Source organism: Stenotrophomonas sp. DDT-1, assembly GCF_001580555.1.
Classification (GTDB): Bacteria; Pseudomonadota; Gammaproteobacteria; order Xanthomonadales; family Xanthomonadaceae; genus Stenotrophomonas; species Stenotrophomonas sepilia.
In genome coordinates, this window is sequence record NZ_LEKR01000007.1 from 1 (window position 1) to 16,388 (window position 16,388).

Sequence of the window (16,388 nt, forward strand, 5' to 3'; positions counted from 1 at the left end):
CGCAGCCGCACCGGCCGCACCGGCCGTGGAGGCGCCCGCCGAGGACGCACGTGCGCGCATCGAATCGCTGCTCGGCGATGCCGCGCAGTTCGAGAAGGTCTTCAACGCGTTCAAGACCGCCGTGGTCGGCGGTGATCGTGCTGCGGTGGTCGAGCAAGTGCGCTTCCCGTTGAACATCAGCGGCGGAAAGAAGATCACTGGCCCCGGTGAGTTCCAGCGGAACTACGAGAAGATCATCACCCCGGCGGTGATCAAGGCAGTGTCCGTGCAGGACTTCGGCAAGGTCTTCGTCAACCAGCAGGGCGTGATGATTGGCGATGGACAGGTGTGGTTGAACGGGCAGTGCCTGGACCAGGCCTGCACGAAGACCGAGGTGAAGGTCATCACCATCCAGTAAACGGAAACGGCCCCGCATGCGGGGCCGTTCCGGGAAAAGGTGCCGATCAGGCCTTCGGCGTCAGCTTCAGCAGGCGCGCCTTGCTGCCGTCTTCCAGCAGCCACAGGGCGCCATCCGGGCCCTGTTCCACTTCGCGGATGCGCTCGCCCATGTTGAAGCGTTCGGCCTCGCGCGCGCTGTCGCCGTCGAACGCCACACGCACCAGCGAGGTCGACGACAGGCCGCCGATGAAGCCGCTGCCCTTCCACTGCGGGAACAGGCTGCCGCTGTAGATCACGAAGCCGGCCGGCGAGATCACCGGCGTCCAGCTCACCTTCGGGGCGGCGAATTCCGGCCGGGTATCGTGGTCGGGAATCGGGCGGCCGTCGTAGTGGTCACCGTTGGAAACGATCGGGTAGCCGTAGTTGGCGCCGCGCACGATCAGGTTCAGTTCGTCGCCGCCGGCCGGGCCCATCTCGTGCGCCCACAGCTTGCCGTTGGCATCGAACGCCATGCCCAGGATGTTGCGGTGGCCCAGCGACCACACCTGTGCGGCAACCCCGCCCTGTGAGGCGAACGGGTTGTCGGCGGGCAGGCTGCCATCGTCGTTGAGGCGGATGATCTTGCCGAGGTTGCCGCCCATGTCCTGGGCCGGATCGAACTTCTGCCGTTCGCTGGAACTGATCCACAGCTTGCCGTCCGGGCCGAAGGCAAGGCGATGGCCGTAGTGGCCCTGGCCGCTGACCTTGGGAGTCTGCCGCCAGATCACCTTCAGGTCCTTCAGCTGACCAGCCCCGTTCGCATCCAGCGCCAGCGTGGCACGGGCCACGGCCGCACCGCGGGTATCCAGCGTGCCTTCCTCGGCATAGCTGAGGTAAACGACGTGATTCCGGGCAAAGTCGGGGTGCAGGATGATGTCGCCGAAGCCACCCTGGCCACCGTAGGCGACCTTCGGAACGCCGGTGATCTCATGCTTCTGGCCGCTGGCCAGATCCAGGTGCTGCAGCTTGCCGCGCTTCTCGGTGACCAGCAGGCTGCCGTCAGGCAGGAAGGTCATCGCCCAAGGCTGGTCAAAACGGCTGACTTCGGTGGCGGTGAACGGACGCTGGTCGGCGGCGGAGGAGGCTGCGGGCGCTGCGGTCTGGGCGCCGTTGGCGCCAGGATCGGCGGCGTTGCAGGCGGAGGTGGCGAGGATCGGCACGAGGCCGAGGGCGAGCAGCAGGGGCGTACGGGTCATGGGTATCTCCAGGGCGGGGATGCGGATGGCCGGGCTGCCCCTTGTATACCACCGCAGCCGTGACCGTCGTGGCCCGAAGGTCCTGCGCCCCCTGTGCGACGGCGGCGGGATCGTCTAGGGTGGGCACGCCCGGGCAAAGCATGCCCGTCTGCCTGCCAAGGACCTGCAATGAATACTGCCATGCCTCACAAGCCCTCCACCGCCTTCATCGCCGCCTCGTGGGTGGCCCTGCTGCTGGGTGCGGCGGCCTACCTGATCGGCCTGTTCAATGCCACGATGGCGCTCAACGAGAAGGGCTACTACCTGACCCTGCTGCTGTTCGGCCTGTTCGCGGCAGTGTCGCTGCAGAAGAGCGTGCGCGACCGCGTCGAAGGCATTCCGGTGAGTGGCCTGTACTACGCGCTGTGCTGGTTCGCGTTGCTGTCGGCGCTGCTGCTGCTGCTGGTCGGCCTGTGGAACGCCACGCTGGCACCCAGCGAGAAGGGCTTCTACGGTATGGCGTATGCGCTGTCGCTGTTCGGTGCAGTGGCTGTGCAGAAGAACACCCGCGACCTGATCGCCGCCGGTGGTGGCGAGCGCAAGCGCAGCGCGATCGTGCCGCCGCTGCCGGAACAGGAATGATCGATCCGGTGTAGAGCCGAGCCATGCTCGGCTCAGTCGAGCATGGCTCTACGTTACAGACGTGGTGCGGGAGCCGAGCGTAGGCTCGGCTCTACAGCAGCCTGACGCTATCGCTTCAAGCGCGGATCTGCCAGCTGCGCTTCGTCCCAGCCACGGCGCACGGCGTTACGTGCCTGCGCCCAGTCCAGGCGACTGCGGCCACGTTCGTTGGCCCAGCGCGATTCCAGTTCGGCTTCGACCTGCTCGTACGCGCGGATCATGTCCTGCGCGCGCGCGGCGTGGCCGATCCGGTAGGCCGGCTCGTAGTCCTCGAAGAACAGCTGGTCGTCGTAGTACGGCTCGGCGGTGTAGCGCTCGCGCCAGTAGTTGCTGACCGCGTCGCGCGGCGTGCTGTCGTCCGGTACGCGGCCGGGAATCTGGTACTCGGTCATGGAAGGCTCCGTTGTGGACGAAGCCTGATCGTGCCTGCGTGGCGGTTAACGGCCTGGTCCGGCAGCGTGATCGCCAGATCAATCCGCCGGGCATGGCCCGGCGCTACCGGTCATCCGGCGTCGGCATCCTTGCGCGGCAGCTTGTAGATCACCGCGCCGATGGCAAATGCCACCAGTGCCGCGGCGATGTTCTGCCAGCTGGCACTGGCGAACAGGGCCAGGCACAGCAGCAGCGCCAGCACCGGAATCAGCGGGCCACCGGGCAGCTTCAACGCGCCTGGGCGATCCGCGTAGCGCTTGGCCAGCACCAGGACGGCGGCAGCGGTGCCGATGTAGGCGAACAGGCGCGTGGTCATCGACAGCAGGGCGAGCTGCACGAACGAACCGGACAGCGCCAGTCCGAGCGCGATCAGGCCCTGGCACAGGATCGACGCGGCCGGCGTATGGAAGCGCGGATGCACCTGCGCCAGGATCTTCGGCCCGTAGCCATCGCGGGCCAGTGCGAACAGGAAACGCGGGCCCATCATCATCGTGTTGCTGTTGGTACCCAGGATGGAGATGGTCGCGCCGATGGTGAGGATCAGTGCCAGGGCCTCGCCGCCGAAACCGGCTGCGGCGTCGGCCAGCGGCGTGGCCGAGCTGGCCAGGCCGGCCAGCGTACCCTGCGCCACCACCTGCACCGCGCCATAGATGACGGTGACGGTGATGATCATGGTGATCAGCGCGAACGGAATATCGCGGCGCGGATTGCGGTACTCGCCGGCGGCGGCCGGGATGTTCTCGAAGCCGGCGTAGGCGTACAGCAGCAGCAAGGCGGCCTCGCCCATCCGTTGCAGGTCATGCGGGTCCGGGCGCTGGCCGGAGAAGGCCAGCTGTGGATCGATATAGAACGCGCCGACAGCCACGAACAGCAGCAGCGGCAGCATCTTGCCGATCACCAGCACCACGCCGGTGCGCGCGGCCGAGCGCACGCCGATGATGTTGACGCCGGTCAGGAAGCCCAGCGACACCACGATCACCGCGATGCGGCCCATGCCGGCGCCGGCCCATGGCCAGAAGCGCGCGACCGCATCGGCCAGCGCGTTGCTGAGTGCGGCCGCCGAACTGATGCGGGTCAGCCAGATCATCCAGCCGATCTCGAATCCGGCGAAGCGGCCGAAGGCCTCGCGTGCGTAGAGGTAGCTGCCACCGGGTTCATCGAAGTAGCTGGCGGCCTGCGCGTAGCACAGCACCAGCAGCGCGACGACGATGCCAGCGGCGACCACGCCCCACAGACTGAAGGGGCCGAGCAGGGCGACGGTGGCGGCCGGCAGCAGGTAGATACCGCTACCGATCACATCGTTGATCGACAGGCCGACGATCTGCCAGCGGCTGACCGCGCGCTGCAGCTGTGGTTCGTCCTGCGCGCTCAACGGGCGTCTCCGCTCAGCGCGGGCAGCTGCCACTGGGCCTGCAGGCGTGTGTATTCGCCGCGCGGCAGCAGCACGAAGCGCGGCGTATCCTGCGGCCGCAGCCAGTCCAGCAGCGCCTGCATGCGTGCTTGTGGCATGGCGGTACAGCCGGCGGTGGCCTCGCCGGGCGTGCGCCACAGATGGGCGAAGATGCAGCTGCCCCTGCCGGGCTGGTTGTCCGGGTTGTGGGCGATGACGAAGCCCTCCCGGTAGCGCACGTCGCCCTTGTTGTGCAGGTCCAGCCGCATCGGCTCGGTGGAGCCCTTGACCGCTGTGCTGCCGACCTTCTTTTCATCAACGATGCGGTTATAGAACGGCGAGCTGGGCACGTCCATGCAGTAGCTGCTGTCCAGCATCGGCTGGTAAGGCATCGCGGTGCCGGGGCGTGTGACGGCATAGCCGAACGCGCTGCCGAGCGCGAACACGCCCGCCGGGCTGCGGCCATCGCCTTCCTGCTTCTGCGGGCCGTCGGCCTGCGCCGGGTGCAGGCCCAGGCCCCAGGCACTGCCGGTGCGGCCAAGCGCCACCGGGAACGCCTGTCCATGTGCGTGCCAGCCCTTGCCATCGCGCACATAGGCCTGCAGCTGCCCCTGGGTACTGTCCCAGCCCTCGCTGGTGACCACGATCAGCTGGCGCGCGCCATCCAGCGGCGCCGCGTGAACGGACACCGTCGCAGCAAGCAGCAGCGCAGTGGTAGCGAGGCGAACCAGCGATTTCATCAACAGGTGCTCCGGTCAGGAATCCAGCAGGTGGTCGATCCGCTCCAGGTTCACCGCCAGCTGCTGCTGGCGGTCCGGATTGGTGTGGCAGAGCAGCACGAACAGGAAATCGAGCAGGGCGTGCATGGCGCTACGGTACAGCAGCTGCGCGACCTGCGGCGTGCGGTCGTGCGCGCAGACCACCAGTGCCGCATCAGCATGCGCGCGCAGCGGATTGGCAGTGTGGCGGGTAATGGAAATCACCTTGCCACCCATGTCCTGGAACTGCCGCGACAGCTGCGAAAGCTGTGGCAGGTTGCCGAATTCGGAGAACACCAGCAGCGCATCGCCGGGGCGTGCGGCCGACAGGTTGGCCAGCATCAGGATCGGGTCGGTGTGCGGCACGACCAGCAGCCCGAGCAGCGACAGCCGCATGGCGAACTCGCGGGCATACAGGCCATCGTCACCCAGGCCATGGACGAACAGCTTGGGTGCGCCGTCGAGCAGCTGCACGATGCGCTCGATCTCCCCGCGCGGATTGGCCTGGCGTGTTTCCTCCTCGGCCTGCGCCTTGCTGCGGCGCAGGGCCTCGCCCAGGCGCAGGTAGTCATCGCCGCTGTCGGGTTCGCTGGGCAGCTGTTGTGGATCGGCACCGGCGCGGGCCACGTCCTGGCCGATCGAGTACTTCAGGTCCGGGTAGCCCTTGAAGCCGAGCTTCTGGCTGAACTTCACCACGCTGGACTGGCTGATGCCCAGCGCACTGGCCAGCTGCTGCGACGAGTAGTCGCGCAGCAGGTGGGCGTTGTCGAGGATGAAGTCGGCGATGCGGCGCTCGATGGCCGACATCTGCCCGCGCTCGGAACGGATCTTCAGCAGGGGCGGCATGCGGGGTGTCCGGGCATGTGTGGGCGCGTTGCGGCTGGCAGCGTAGAGCGTGTCATGGAATGGGTCGAGCGGGTTCCAGCCTCGAAGAGGTTACGGAGCGCAGTTGTTGCTTTTGACGTTGAGTCCGCCTTCAAGCGAGCCGAGCACCGCAGGTCCGGCGAGGGCGAAGAGGCGCGGGTGTCTGAGCGCAGCGAGTTCCGCGCCGTCCCTCGGCGGACCGAGGAGCGCAGGGCACCGACGTGCGCAGCACGTCGGCTCGCGGCCGGCGGAGCGTTTCTTTTGGTTACTTTTCTTTTCGCGAAAAGAAAAGTAACGCCCGAACCAAAGTCGGTTTTACGCCAGGCCAGCCGCAAGGCAGGGGTCACCCCAGCATCTCCAGCCCACGCACCTCAGTAATACCCAGCCCCGGCACGTCGCTGATGCTGATCTCCGATTCGTTGAAATGCACACCACCGCTGACCGGGTCGAACTGGCCCAGCGAGGGGCCGTCCAGATCAACCTTGGTGATCACATCGCTCTTGGCCACGGCCAGGTGCACAGCCGCAGCCACGCTGATGCTCGATTCGATCATGCAGCCGATCATGCACGGCACGCCGTAGATGCCGGCGATGTCGGCGATGCGGATCGCGTTGGACAGGCCACCGGTCTTCATCAGCTTGATGTTGATGATGTCGGCCGCGCGCTGCTGGATCAGGTCCATCACCTGGCTGGGGCTGAACACGCTTTCGTCGGCCATCACCGGCGTGTTGACGCGGTCGGTGACGTACTTCAGGCCGCTGATGTCGGCGGCCTTCACCGGCTGCTCCAGCAGCTCCAGTACCACGCCGGCTTCCTCCAGCGTGCGCATCGCATGCACCGCCTGCTTGGCGGTCCAGCCCTGGTTGGCGTCCAGGCGCAGCAGGGCGCGGCCTTCCACGGCGGCATGGATCGCCTTGACCCGTTCGATGTCCAGTCCGATGTCCTTGCCAACCTTGATCTTCAGCGACTCGAAGCCGCGTTCGATCGCCGACAGCGAATCGGCCACCATCTTGTCGATGTAGTCCACGCTGATGGTGATGTCGGTGGTGATCACCGGGTCGCCGCCACCGAGCATCTGGTACAGCGGGGCACCGTGCAGCTGCGCCCACAGGTCGTACAGCGCGATCTCCACCGCGGCCTTGGCGCTGGTGTTGCGCTCCATCGCGGTCTGCACCAGCGTGCACAGGTGGTTGAGGTTGACCACGTCCTGGCCGATCAGGCGCGGGGCGATGAAGTGGCGGATCGCTTCGATGATCGAGCCGTGCGTATCGCCGGTGATCACTGCGGTGGCCGGGGCTTCACCATAGCCGGTGTTGCCGCTGTCGGTGCGGATCAGCACCACCACGTCTTCCACGGTCTCCACCGTGCGCAGCGCGGTCTTGAACGGTGTCTTCAACGGCACGCGCAGCATGCCCAGTTCGATGGCGGTGATCTTCATTCAGGAGTCTTGGCCCGCAGGCGCTGGATGTTGGTGATGCGGTCGATGTAGCGGACGGTGTCGCTGGCCATCATCGGCTCCAGCGGCGTGACCGAAACACCATTGAGATGGGCCTGCACTCGTTTGCCGTCGGTACCGAACCAGCTGCCGCCTGCCGTATCGTGGATGACCCAGGTGCGGCCGTCGACGTGGCCGATGGCCATCATCACATGACCGGGAATGTAGACCAGGTCGCCCACCTGCAGGCGGGTGGCGGCACGGTCGCGCACCGTCTTGCCGTCCTTGCCGGTGAACGGCAGGCGATCCAGCGCCGGACTGACCGCCTGCGCGCTGGTATTGCGTGGCAGCAGCACGCCGAAGCTGCGGTAGATCTCGGAGACGAAACCGCTGCAGTCGCGGGTGTCGTAGTCGTGACCCCAGCCGTAGCGCTCGCCCAGGAACTTGAAGGCCTGCTGCAGCAGCAGGCGCGGGGTCAGCGGCAGGTAATCGGCGGCGGTGTCCTGCGAGCGCGGCAGCAGCGCCGGCACCAGCTTCAATCGACCATCGGCTTCCCGCACCGGCAACTGCACCACCCACGAGGCGTGGGCCTGCTGGCCGTTCACCGGGTCGGCGGCGGGCCAGTCGGCCAGCACCGGCAGGCGCACGCCCATGTCCAGCTGCAGGCGCGAGACGCGCGGCTCCTCCGGGGTATAGGCGGTCTGTGCGGTGGCACCGGTGACGATCCGGTACGGTCCCTTCGCGCCGTAGCCGAGCACCGTGGCCTTGTCGCCGCGGGCAATGGCGTCGGCTTCGATCCACGCGCTGTAGCGCTCGCTGTGCACGAACAGCCAGCGGCCGTCGGCACTGCGATGGACCACGGCGACCTTGTCACCGGGGAACAGTGCCGATTCCTGGAAGCGGTCGATGTCAGTGTCACCGACGCTGCTGAAGACGCGCTCGCGGGTGGGGAAGGTGCGCAGCGCGGCACGCTTCACCACCAGCCCATACTGCGCTGCCACCTGTGTGGGAATCGCATCGAGTCCGAGGTTGGCTTCGATCGCGCTGCGCAGCGCGGGTGTGATCGCCTGGCCCTTGTCGTTGTAGAGGGCGCGGGTGGGCCAGCTCGACAGCGCGGTGATGCTGGCGCGAACCGTCGCCGCATCAAGCTGGGCGGGCAGTGCGGCGATGTCCTGGATGTGGCTGTCCTGCGCCCGCATCCGCGCGTTCTGTGCCTCGATCTGCGCGCGGTCCAGAATCGGCGCATCGGCGTTGTCCAGGCGCGCGGCCCAGTACTGCGGGGTCAGATAGGCCTCGTGCAGGCCGATCACATAGGGCAGCGGCGCACCCGGGTCGGGCGGTGGGGCCGCCTGTGCAAAGGCCGGAGCGGCCAGCAGGCACAGGGCCAGGGTCAAGCGGCGCGGCCAATGCCGGTGCCGTTCGCGGGAAGCCAGGCTCATGCGGTGCACACCCTCCTCGAATGCCTGTTGGAATATTTATTCCTTTTGGCCCCGAAAGCAAGAATAAATTATTGACCAACATCCCGGCCCGTGTTACACAGCCGTTACCACCCGCGCTGGGGAAGTGTCGCTGTGGATCCTGCCGTTCGCAAACCGCGTCTGACTGCCGCCGCCGGCCTGAGTGCCGCGCTGCTGCTGTGGGTGTCGGCCACGCAGGCGGCAGACGGGCGCAGCAGCCAGCAGCGCGCGCGAGGAGTGCAGGTGATCGACCTGATCGACAGCGGCCGTTTCCGCGACGCCGACGCGCTGCTGGCCACTACACCCGCCGCCACTGACGAAGCGTTCCAGCGCGAGCGCATGCGCCGCATCCGCCTGGATTTCGCCCTCGACGAAAACGCCGCCAAGGACGCCGTACGGCGCGGCATTCCCGATCTGACCGACGAGGAATTTGCGCGCTGGGACCAACTCGGCCTGATCGAGCATCTCGATATCGATGGCGAGCGTTGGTACTTCAAGCGCGCACCCTCGAACCTGTTCCTGCTCAGCGACGAAGCACGCGCGCGTCGCCGCGCGGATGCACCGATGCCGCCTCCGGGCCCCAACGAAGTGCTCAATGCCCACCACGCAGGCGTGGTTGCTGCGGCCGAACAGAGTGGCCAGGCGTCGGTTCTGCCGCAGCGCTATGAATTCACCCAGTCGCTCACGGTGAAAGCCGATGTGGTGCCCGCCGGTGAAACGATCCGCGCGTGGATTCCGTACCCGCGCGAGATCCCCGGCCAGCAGGAGCAGGTGCAGTGGCTGGGCAGCGCGCCCGGTAAGGCACGCGTGGCGCCAGCCAGCACCCTGCAGCGCACCGCTTATCTGGAAGCCAAAGCTGTGGCCGGGCAGCCGACCCGCTTCGAGATCCGCTACGCGGTGACGATCTTCGCGCGGCATACCGCGATCGATCCCGCCAAGGTGCAGGCCACACCGAACGATCCCGCATTGAAGCCCTACCTGGCCGAGCAGCTGCCGCATGTGCGTTTCACTCCCGCGCTGAAGCTGTTCTCCGACCAGGTGCTGCAGGGTGAAACGCGCCCGTATGAAGTGGTGCGGAAGCTGTTTGCTACGGTCGACCGCATTCCCTGGGCTGGTGCACGCGAGTACTCCACGATCAGCAACATCAGCGATTACGCGCTGCGGGCCGGCCATGCCGACTGCGGGCAGCAGACCCTGCTGCTGATCGCGCTGCTGCGCATGAACGGTATTCCTGCACGCTGGCAGTCGGGCATGGTGTTCTCCGGCGACGGCAGCGACTACAACAACCTGCATGACTGGGGGCAGGTCTACCTGGCGCCGTATGGCTGGTTGCCGATGGACGTGACCACCGGCGCACTGGCCAGTGATTTGCCGGCTCTCCGTGACTTCTACCTGGGTGGCCTCGACGGCTACCGCATCGCCTTCAACGACGATTTCGGCCAGCCCTTCGTGCCGGCCAAGCAGCACTTCCGCTCGGAAACGGTCGACTCGCAGCGCGGCGAGGCCGAGTGGGCAGGCGGCAACCTGTACTTCGACCAATGGAGCTACGACTTCCAGTGGCGGGTACTGCCAGCCAGGCAACGCTAGCGCGACACATCGCATTCCACACCATTCAATTCTTGCAGGAGAGAGCAGGGGATGAAGGCTTACAGCATCAAGCGGGCGGCATTGTGCGTCGCCCTTGGGGCGTGTCTGGGCGTAGTGCTGCCCGGCATCGCAATGGCACAGAACGTGAGCGGCGCAGTTGCCGGCCGTGCAACCGCGGGTGACCAGGTGACCGTGGTCAGCAACAGTACGGGTCTGACTCGTACCGTTACCGTCGGCGCCGACGGCAGCTACCGCCTCGGCCAGCTGCCGGTAGGTGACTACCAGCTGCAGCTCAGCCGAGATGGCCAGAAGCTGGGCGATCAGGTTGCTGTCAGTGTGGCGGTAGGCGGTACCACCACGGTCAACCTGGCCAGTGGCGGCGGCGTCACCAATCTTGATGCCCTGCAGGTGGTCGGCACCCGAGTGGTCAACCGCGTGGACGTCTACTCCACCGAGACATCCTTCAACATCAATCGTCAGGAGATCTCGCGGTTGCCGGTTGCGCAGGACCTGTCTGCGGTCGCGCTGATGGCGCCGGGCGTGGTCGGCGGCAACTCGTCATTCGGCGGCCTGTCGTTCGCCGGTTCATCGGTGGCCGAGAATGCGGTCTTCATCAACGGCCTGAATGTCACCGACATGTACACCCGTCGCGGCTTCAGCACCGCGCCGTTCGCCTTCTTCAAGGAATTCCAGGTCAAGACGGGTGGCTACTCGGTCGAGTTCGGCCGCTCCACCGGTGGCGTGATCAATGCCGTGACCCGTTCGGGCAGCAACGAATTCGAGGGCGGCGTGGAAGTCACCGCTGAACCCAGTGCATGGCGCTCCAGCGGCGGCGATCACTTCCATCGTGATGGAACCCCGCATTCGTATGGCAGCCGCGACAACAACTCGTTCCTGAAGACCAACGTCTGGGGCTCGGGGCCGATCGTCAAGGACAAGCTGTTCCTGTTCGCGATGTACGAAGACCGCAACGACAAGGGACACACCACCTCGTCCGACGGCAGCACTTGGTTCAAGAATGATTCCGGCAACGGCTTCTGGGGCACCAAGCTGGACTGGAACATCAACGACAATCACAGCCTGGCGCTGCTGGCGTTCTCCGACGAGGGAGACGTCACCAATGCCTCCTATGGGTACAACTGGAACGCAGACGAGCTCGGTGCATGGGGCGGTGATTCGGTCACCGAGACGGGGGGACGCAACTGGTCGGCGACCTATACCGGCCACTTCGGGCAGAACTTCACCGCGCGCGCCATGGTCGGCCAGAACAACCAGCGTGCCTTCACCAATTCATCGCTGGATCAGGCCTGCAGCCCGGTGTTCACCGACAGTACCTACGGCCCGCGCCTGGGCAAGCTGCAGGGCCTGCGCGCAGGCTGCCACCCCACGGGCACGGCAGTGGCCGAGCGTGACGATACTCGTGACGTGGCGCGACTGGACTTCGAATGGCAGCTGGGTGACCACCTGCTGCGCTTCGGTGTCGACCGTGAGCTGATGACCACAAAGCAGTCCACCCGCTACCCCGGCCCGACCGAACTGAGCTACACCGCCTACGTGGCGCGACCCGGCGATGAAGTCTGGGATGGTGCCAATGCCTACGTACCGGCTGGCGTTACCGAAATGCTGCGTGCGCGAAACCGCAAATCGGGCGGCACGTTCGAGACTGAAGCCAATGCCTTCTACGTGGAGGACATCTGGAACATCACGCCGAACCTGATGCTCAACCTCGGCGTGCGCTGGGACCGTTTCGAAAACCGCACCGCCGCCGGCAAGGCGTTCATCAAGATGGATGACCTGATCGCACCCCGTGTCGGCTTCTCGTGGGACATGCGTGGTGATGGCAGCACCAAGCTGTTCGGCAACGCCGGCCGCTACTACCTTCCGGTTACCAACAACATCAACGTGAATTTCGCCGGTGGCCTCACTGACGAATACAGCTACTACGTGCTCAACGGCTGGGAGCGGAAAACCTCGCCGACAGGCTCACCGTACATGGCACCGATCGTCGGCCAGCAGATCGGCCCGACCGACACCCGCATGAACACCGGCGGTGCCGATCTGCGCCAGAGTGTGGATCGCGACCTCAAGGCGGTCTACCAGGACGAGTACATCCTGGGCTTCCAGAACATGATCAACCAGGCATGGTCGTGGGGCGTCAACGCCACCTATCGACGGATGACCCGTGCGCTGGACGACATCCGCATCAATTACACCCCGTGCGGCCCGACCCCGAGCACGCTGTGGCCGATCGCCAACCCGGGCGAGAGCCTGACGATCTGGGGTGACAAGAGCATCGGCTGCGCCAACGAGGGCTGGATCACCATCGATACCGCCAACAGCGGTTATCGCAAGGGTGGCAGCGGCGAGGTGATCGGTTACTCCAAGCCCAAGCGCACTTACAAGGCACTGGAGTTCCAGATCGACCGTGCATGGGACGAGAAGTGGATGTTCAACGCGTCCTACCTGTGGTCGAAGAGCGAGGGCAATTTCGAAGGCCCGGTGAATTCCGATACCAACTACGGCGACACCGGCATGGTTCAGTTCTGGGACCATCCGGCCACCAACGAGCGCTATGGCGTGCTGTTCAACGACTTCCGCCACCAGTTCAAGCTGCGTGCCGCTTACGCGCTGAACAAGCAATGGTCGTTCGGAACCACACTGCAGGTGCAGTCCGGTGGTCCGATCACTGCCTACGGCGTGATGTGGCCAAACGATTCCATCGCCGGTGGCAGTACCTCCAGCGAAGGTAGCGGCGGTGGCACCGGCTGGCTGTGCGTGGCCAACTGTTCCGGCCCGTACAACCAGCGGCAGTTCGAGTACAGCCCACGCGGTGCGTTCGGTCGCCTGCCGTGGACCTGGACCATGGGCGCCAATGTGACCTGGCGTTTGCCGGTGGAAGGCATCGACCTCAGTGCACGGCTGTCGGTGTACAACCTGTTCAACAACCAGAAGACCATCAACGTGCATCAGCGCTATGAAGCGCAGCCCGGCCAGTACCGCGAGGCGACGTTCGCCACCGGGACGCGCTGGCAGGCCCCGCGCTACACCCAGCTGGTGGTGACCTGGAACTTCTGAGGCCACGATCCGCGCCGTCCACCGGTGACGGCGCGGGCAATGGAGGGGCTGCGCGCATGTACCACCTGCTGATCGTCGCGGCGGCACTGGCCGCACCGTCCGCTTCGGCGACCGACATCGCCTCCCTCGATGCCGACGTCGCCGCCGTGGTCCAGCACGAGCACCTGCCCGGGCTGGCCATGGCGGTGGTCGAGCAGGGGCGTGTGGTGTACCAGCATGCCGAGGGCGCGCGCGGCGACGGCGGCCGCATCGACCAGGACACGCTGTTCAAGATCGCCTCCAACAGCAAGGCGATGACCGCCGCGCTGCTGGCGCGGCTGGTGCAGCAGGGCAAGCTGCACTGGGATGATCCGGTGCAGCGGCACTTGCCCAACTTCCGCATGCACGATGCGTGGGTGGGCCAGCAGATGCAGGTTCGTGACCTGTTGATCCACAACAGCGGCCTGGGCCTGGGCGCCGGTGACCTGATGCTGTGGCCGGAGCCGAACACGTTCACCCGCGCCGACATCATCGCCGGGCTGGCGCACCTGAAACCGGTCAGCAGCTTCCGCAGCCGCTACGCCTACGACAACCTGATATATGTGGTGGCAGGTGAAGTGGCGGCGGCGGCGGGTGGCAAACCGTATGACCAGCTGATGCGCGAGCAGGTGTTCGAGCCGCTGGGCATGACGCGCTGCCAGGTGGGGGCGTGGTCGGTGAAGCGCGTGGGCAACGTGGCGCAGCCACACGCTTGGCATGGCGACTACAATGCGGTGGTGAACGCCGATGGGGCGATCAGCCCGGATCTGCCCTCGATGGCGGCCGGGGGCATCCGCTGTTCGCTGCGCGACATGACGCGCTGGATGCAGGTGCTGCTCGATCCCACCCTGGCGCCCGGCTGGTTGGATACGGAGCAGCGCCGCACGCTGTGGACCCTGCACATGCCGATGCCACTGGGCGAGCGCCAGCGGCGCTGGGACAACGCGCATTTCTACGGTTATGGGTATGGCTGGCGGGTGTCGGACATGGACGGGCAGTGGAAGGTGGCGCACACCGGCACCCTGTCGGGCATGTACTCGTCGCTGGCGCTGCTGCCTGACCGCAGGGTGGGCGTGGTGATGCTGATCAACGGTGAAGGCGAGGATGCGCGCATCGCATTGATGCAGGCCGCGCTGAAGCGCTTCACGGCCCCCGATGAGGCGCGTCCGGCGATGGAATACCTGGCCGAACTGAAGGCGGACCAGGCCGCTCGTGCGGCAACCGGGCATCAGCGACCTGTGACTTCATCTGCGCAGCGACTCGCGGCTTCCGATCTGCCGCGCTGGCAGGGCCGCTACACCGATCCGTGGCTGGGGCCGGCCTCGCTTTGCCCTGGCAAGGACGGCCTGCGCTTCAGCGTGGACAAGTCGCCCCGGCTGCAGGGGGCTGTGCTGCAGCTGCAGGGGCGCTGGCTGCTGCGCTGGGATACGCTGGGCGAAGACGCGCAGGCGTGGCTGCAGCCGGGTGAAGGCCTGGCACCGACACTGGACCTGCGCGCCATCGATCCGGACATCGACTTCAGCTATGACTTCCAGGACCTGCATTTCACTCGTACTGGCGATTGCCCTGGCAGCGACCACCCGCGCCGCTGAGCCACCGCGCGTTTCACCGGCCACCGACGCGGCCAGCGCCGGGCTGGTGGAGATCCGAACGTTGTCGCCGCGCATCGACCTGGATATCCGCTATGCGGGTGCCAACAACTTCACCGGCGCGCGCGTGCCCGGCTACGAGGCGCCTTCGTGCTACCTGCTGGCGCCGGTGGCGAAGGCGCTGGCCCAGGTGGAGCAGGACCTGCGCGCCGATGGCTTCGGCCTGCGCCTCTACGACTGCTACCGGCCGGTGCGTTCGGTGCAGGCCTTCATGGCCTGGGTGAACGATCCGCGCGAGCTCTCGCGCAAGGCACAGCAGTACCCGGACCTGGATAAACCGCGCCTGCTGGCCGACGGCTACATCGCCGAGCGCTCCGGCCACAGCCGCGGTGCCACGGTGGATCTGGGCCTGCTGGATTGCCGCAGCGGTGCATGTGCGCCGTTGGACATGGGCACTGACTTCGACTTCTTCGGGCCGCGTGCGCATACGCAGACGAGCGGGCTGAGTGAGACGCAGCAGGCGAACCGGCGGCAACTGGTGCAGGCAATGGCACGGCGTGGTTTCGTGAACTACCCGCAGGAGTGGTGGCACTACACGTTCCAGCCGGAACCGGATCCCGGTACCGCGTACGACGTTCCGGTATGGTAGGGGTATCGGCAGGGCTGCGTCCTGCACCCGCGGTAGTGCCGGCCGCTGGCCGGCAACATCAGACGCAACAGCAACAGCGTGCGTTCCGTGGGTTGGCTGGGCGGTGCCGGAGTGCGGGGACGCCGTAAATCCGTCCATGGAGGCTTGGCAGCCGCATCCATGCGGCTGACACCCCGCACTCCGGCACCGCCCAGCCTCTGACAGTTTCCCGCGCGGTCCGTTGTAGGGCCGAGCCCATGCTCGGCTGCTCTTTGTTCAATCGTCGAACTATTCGATCTCGATGGAGACTCATCCACGCATGGCGTGGATCTACTGTGGCTGCCGATTGGGTCCGAAGTAGATCCCTTACACTGGCCGCCTCTTCATCCCTGCCCACCCGATGAACCTTCCCCTGCACTTCGGCCTGCTCGGCACCCTGGAAGCGGGCGCCATCGCCCTGCTGGTCGGCCTGCTCGTGTACCTCCTGTGGTCGCAGCTGTGCCGCCTGCTGCGGTGGTCGATGGGGCACGCGATCGGCTGGTCCTGCGTCATCGCCGTGATCATCGCCGCCGGCATCGATGCGTGGAAGCTGTTCTACATGGGCATCGTGCGGCTGGAATCGCCGCTGTACGCGCGCATCTTCCTCGCCACCATCCACGATCCGAACGAACTCGGCAGCCGTGTCGTTCTGGAAATCGCCGGTGCGCTCGCCGGTGTTGCTCTTGCATGGGTGTTGTTCAGTTCGCGGTCATCGGAAAAAACCGTCGACTGACGCAGGTTTTTCGTTGCCTGCCGGTTAAATGCAGAGGCGCTGAATGCGCATCTTATGAGCCACTCACTTCACCCTAACCACCGCGCTAACGCATGCGTGGAGGCGAGTGG

At 66.2% G+C, this 16,388-nt stretch carries 14 protein-coding genes; 7 read left to right on the forward strand and 7 right to left on the reverse strand.

Features of this window, described 5'->3' with window-relative positions; all coding sequences use genetic code 11:
- The coding region (locus AB839_RS21685; RefSeq protein ID WP_061478551.1) for a hypothetical protein at positions 1-397 on the forward strand (397 nt) is incomplete at its 5' end.
- 46 nt (positions 398-443) lie between these two features.
- Here the strand turns inward: AB839_RS21685 and AB839_RS05210 are convergent.
- On the reverse strand, positions 444-1,613 hold the full coding sequence (locus AB839_RS05210) for a PQQ-dependent sugar dehydrogenase (RefSeq protein ID WP_061478552.1): 1,170 nt from the start codon (positions 1,611-1,613) through the stop codon (positions 444-446).
- 168 nt (positions 1,614-1,781) lie between these two features.
- Between AB839_RS05210 and yiaA the strand changes: the two genes are divergently transcribed.
- A complete protein-coding gene (yiaA, locus tag AB839_RS05215) occupies positions 1,782-2,234 on the forward strand; it encodes an inner membrane protein YiaA (protein ID WP_061478553.1) in 453 nt (150 codons plus the stop codon).
- 107 nt (positions 2,235-2,341) lie between these two features.
- On the opposite strand, the gene AB839_RS05220 is transcribed toward yiaA, so the two are convergent.
- The 6 genes from AB839_RS05220 to AB839_RS05245 form a co-directional block, all read right to left on the reverse strand.
- Entirely contained in the window at positions 2,342-2,665 is a 324-nt protein-coding gene (locus tag AB839_RS05220) for a hypothetical protein (protein ID WP_061478554.1), read from the reverse strand.
- 110 nt (positions 2,666-2,775) lie between these two features.
- The gene (locus AB839_RS05225) at positions 2,776-4,077 is read right to left on the reverse strand and encodes an amino acid permease (RefSeq protein ID WP_061478555.1); all 1,302 of its coding nucleotides are present in this window, start codon (positions 4,075-4,077) and stop codon (positions 2,776-2,778) included.
- Positions 4,074-4,835 (reverse strand): L,D-transpeptidase family protein, encoded by a 762-nt coding sequence (locus AB839_RS05230; RefSeq protein WP_061478556.1) that lies wholly within the window; start codon positions 4,833-4,835, stop codon positions 4,074-4,076. The genes AB839_RS05225 and AB839_RS05230 overlap by 4 nt, the downstream gene beginning before the upstream one ends.
- 15 nt (positions 4,836-4,850) lie before the next feature.
- The gene (locus AB839_RS05235) at positions 4,851-5,699 is read right to left on the reverse strand and encodes a MurR/RpiR family transcriptional regulator (RefSeq protein WP_061478557.1); all 849 of its coding nucleotides are present in this window, start codon (positions 5,697-5,699) and stop codon (positions 4,851-4,853) included.
- A gap of 361 nt (positions 5,700-6,060) precedes the next feature.
- Positions 6,061-7,155, reverse strand: coding sequence for a dipeptide epimerase (locus tag AB839_RS05240; protein WP_005415027.1), 1,095 nt, complete (start codon positions 7,153-7,155; stop codon positions 6,061-6,063).
- Complete coding sequence (locus tag AB839_RS05245; protein WP_061478558.1) at positions 7,152-8,591, reverse strand: SH3 domain-containing protein; 1,440 nt, start codon at positions 8,589-8,591, stop codon at positions 7,152-7,154. Before AB839_RS05245 ends, AB839_RS05240 begins: the two co-directional genes overlap by 4 nt.
- A 132-nt stretch (positions 8,592-8,723) precedes the next feature.
- On the opposite strand from AB839_RS05245, the gene AB839_RS05250 reads away from it, so the two are divergent.
- The 5 genes from AB839_RS05250 (at position 8,724) to AB839_RS05270 (ending at position 16,278) form a co-directional block, all read left to right on the forward strand.
- Complete coding sequence (locus AB839_RS05250) at positions 8,724-10,196, forward strand: transglutaminase-like domain-containing protein (protein WP_061478559.1); 1,473 nt, start codon at positions 8,724-8,726, stop codon at positions 10,194-10,196.
- A gap of 51 nt (positions 10,197-10,247) precedes the next feature.
- A complete protein-coding gene (locus AB839_RS05255) occupies positions 10,248-13,271 on the forward strand; it encodes a TonB-dependent receptor (RefSeq protein ID WP_061478560.1) in 3,024 nt (1,007 codons plus the stop codon).
- A gap of 56 nt (positions 13,272-13,327) precedes the next feature.
- Complete coding sequence (locus AB839_RS05260; RefSeq protein WP_061478561.1) at positions 13,328-14,881, forward strand: serine hydrolase domain-containing protein; 1,554 nt, start codon at positions 13,328-13,330, stop codon at positions 14,879-14,881.
- A complete protein-coding gene (locus tag AB839_RS05265) occupies positions 14,814-15,527 on the forward strand; it encodes a M15 family metallopeptidase (protein ID WP_061478562.1) in 714 nt (237 codons plus the stop codon). Before AB839_RS05260 ends, AB839_RS05265 begins: the two co-directional genes overlap by 68 nt.
- A gap of 379 nt (positions 15,528-15,906) precedes the next feature.
- Entirely contained in the window at positions 15,907-16,278 is a 372-nt protein-coding gene (locus AB839_RS05270; protein WP_049413267.1) for a hypothetical protein, read from the forward strand.
- The last annotated feature ends 110 nt before the right edge of the window (positions 16,279-16,388 follow it).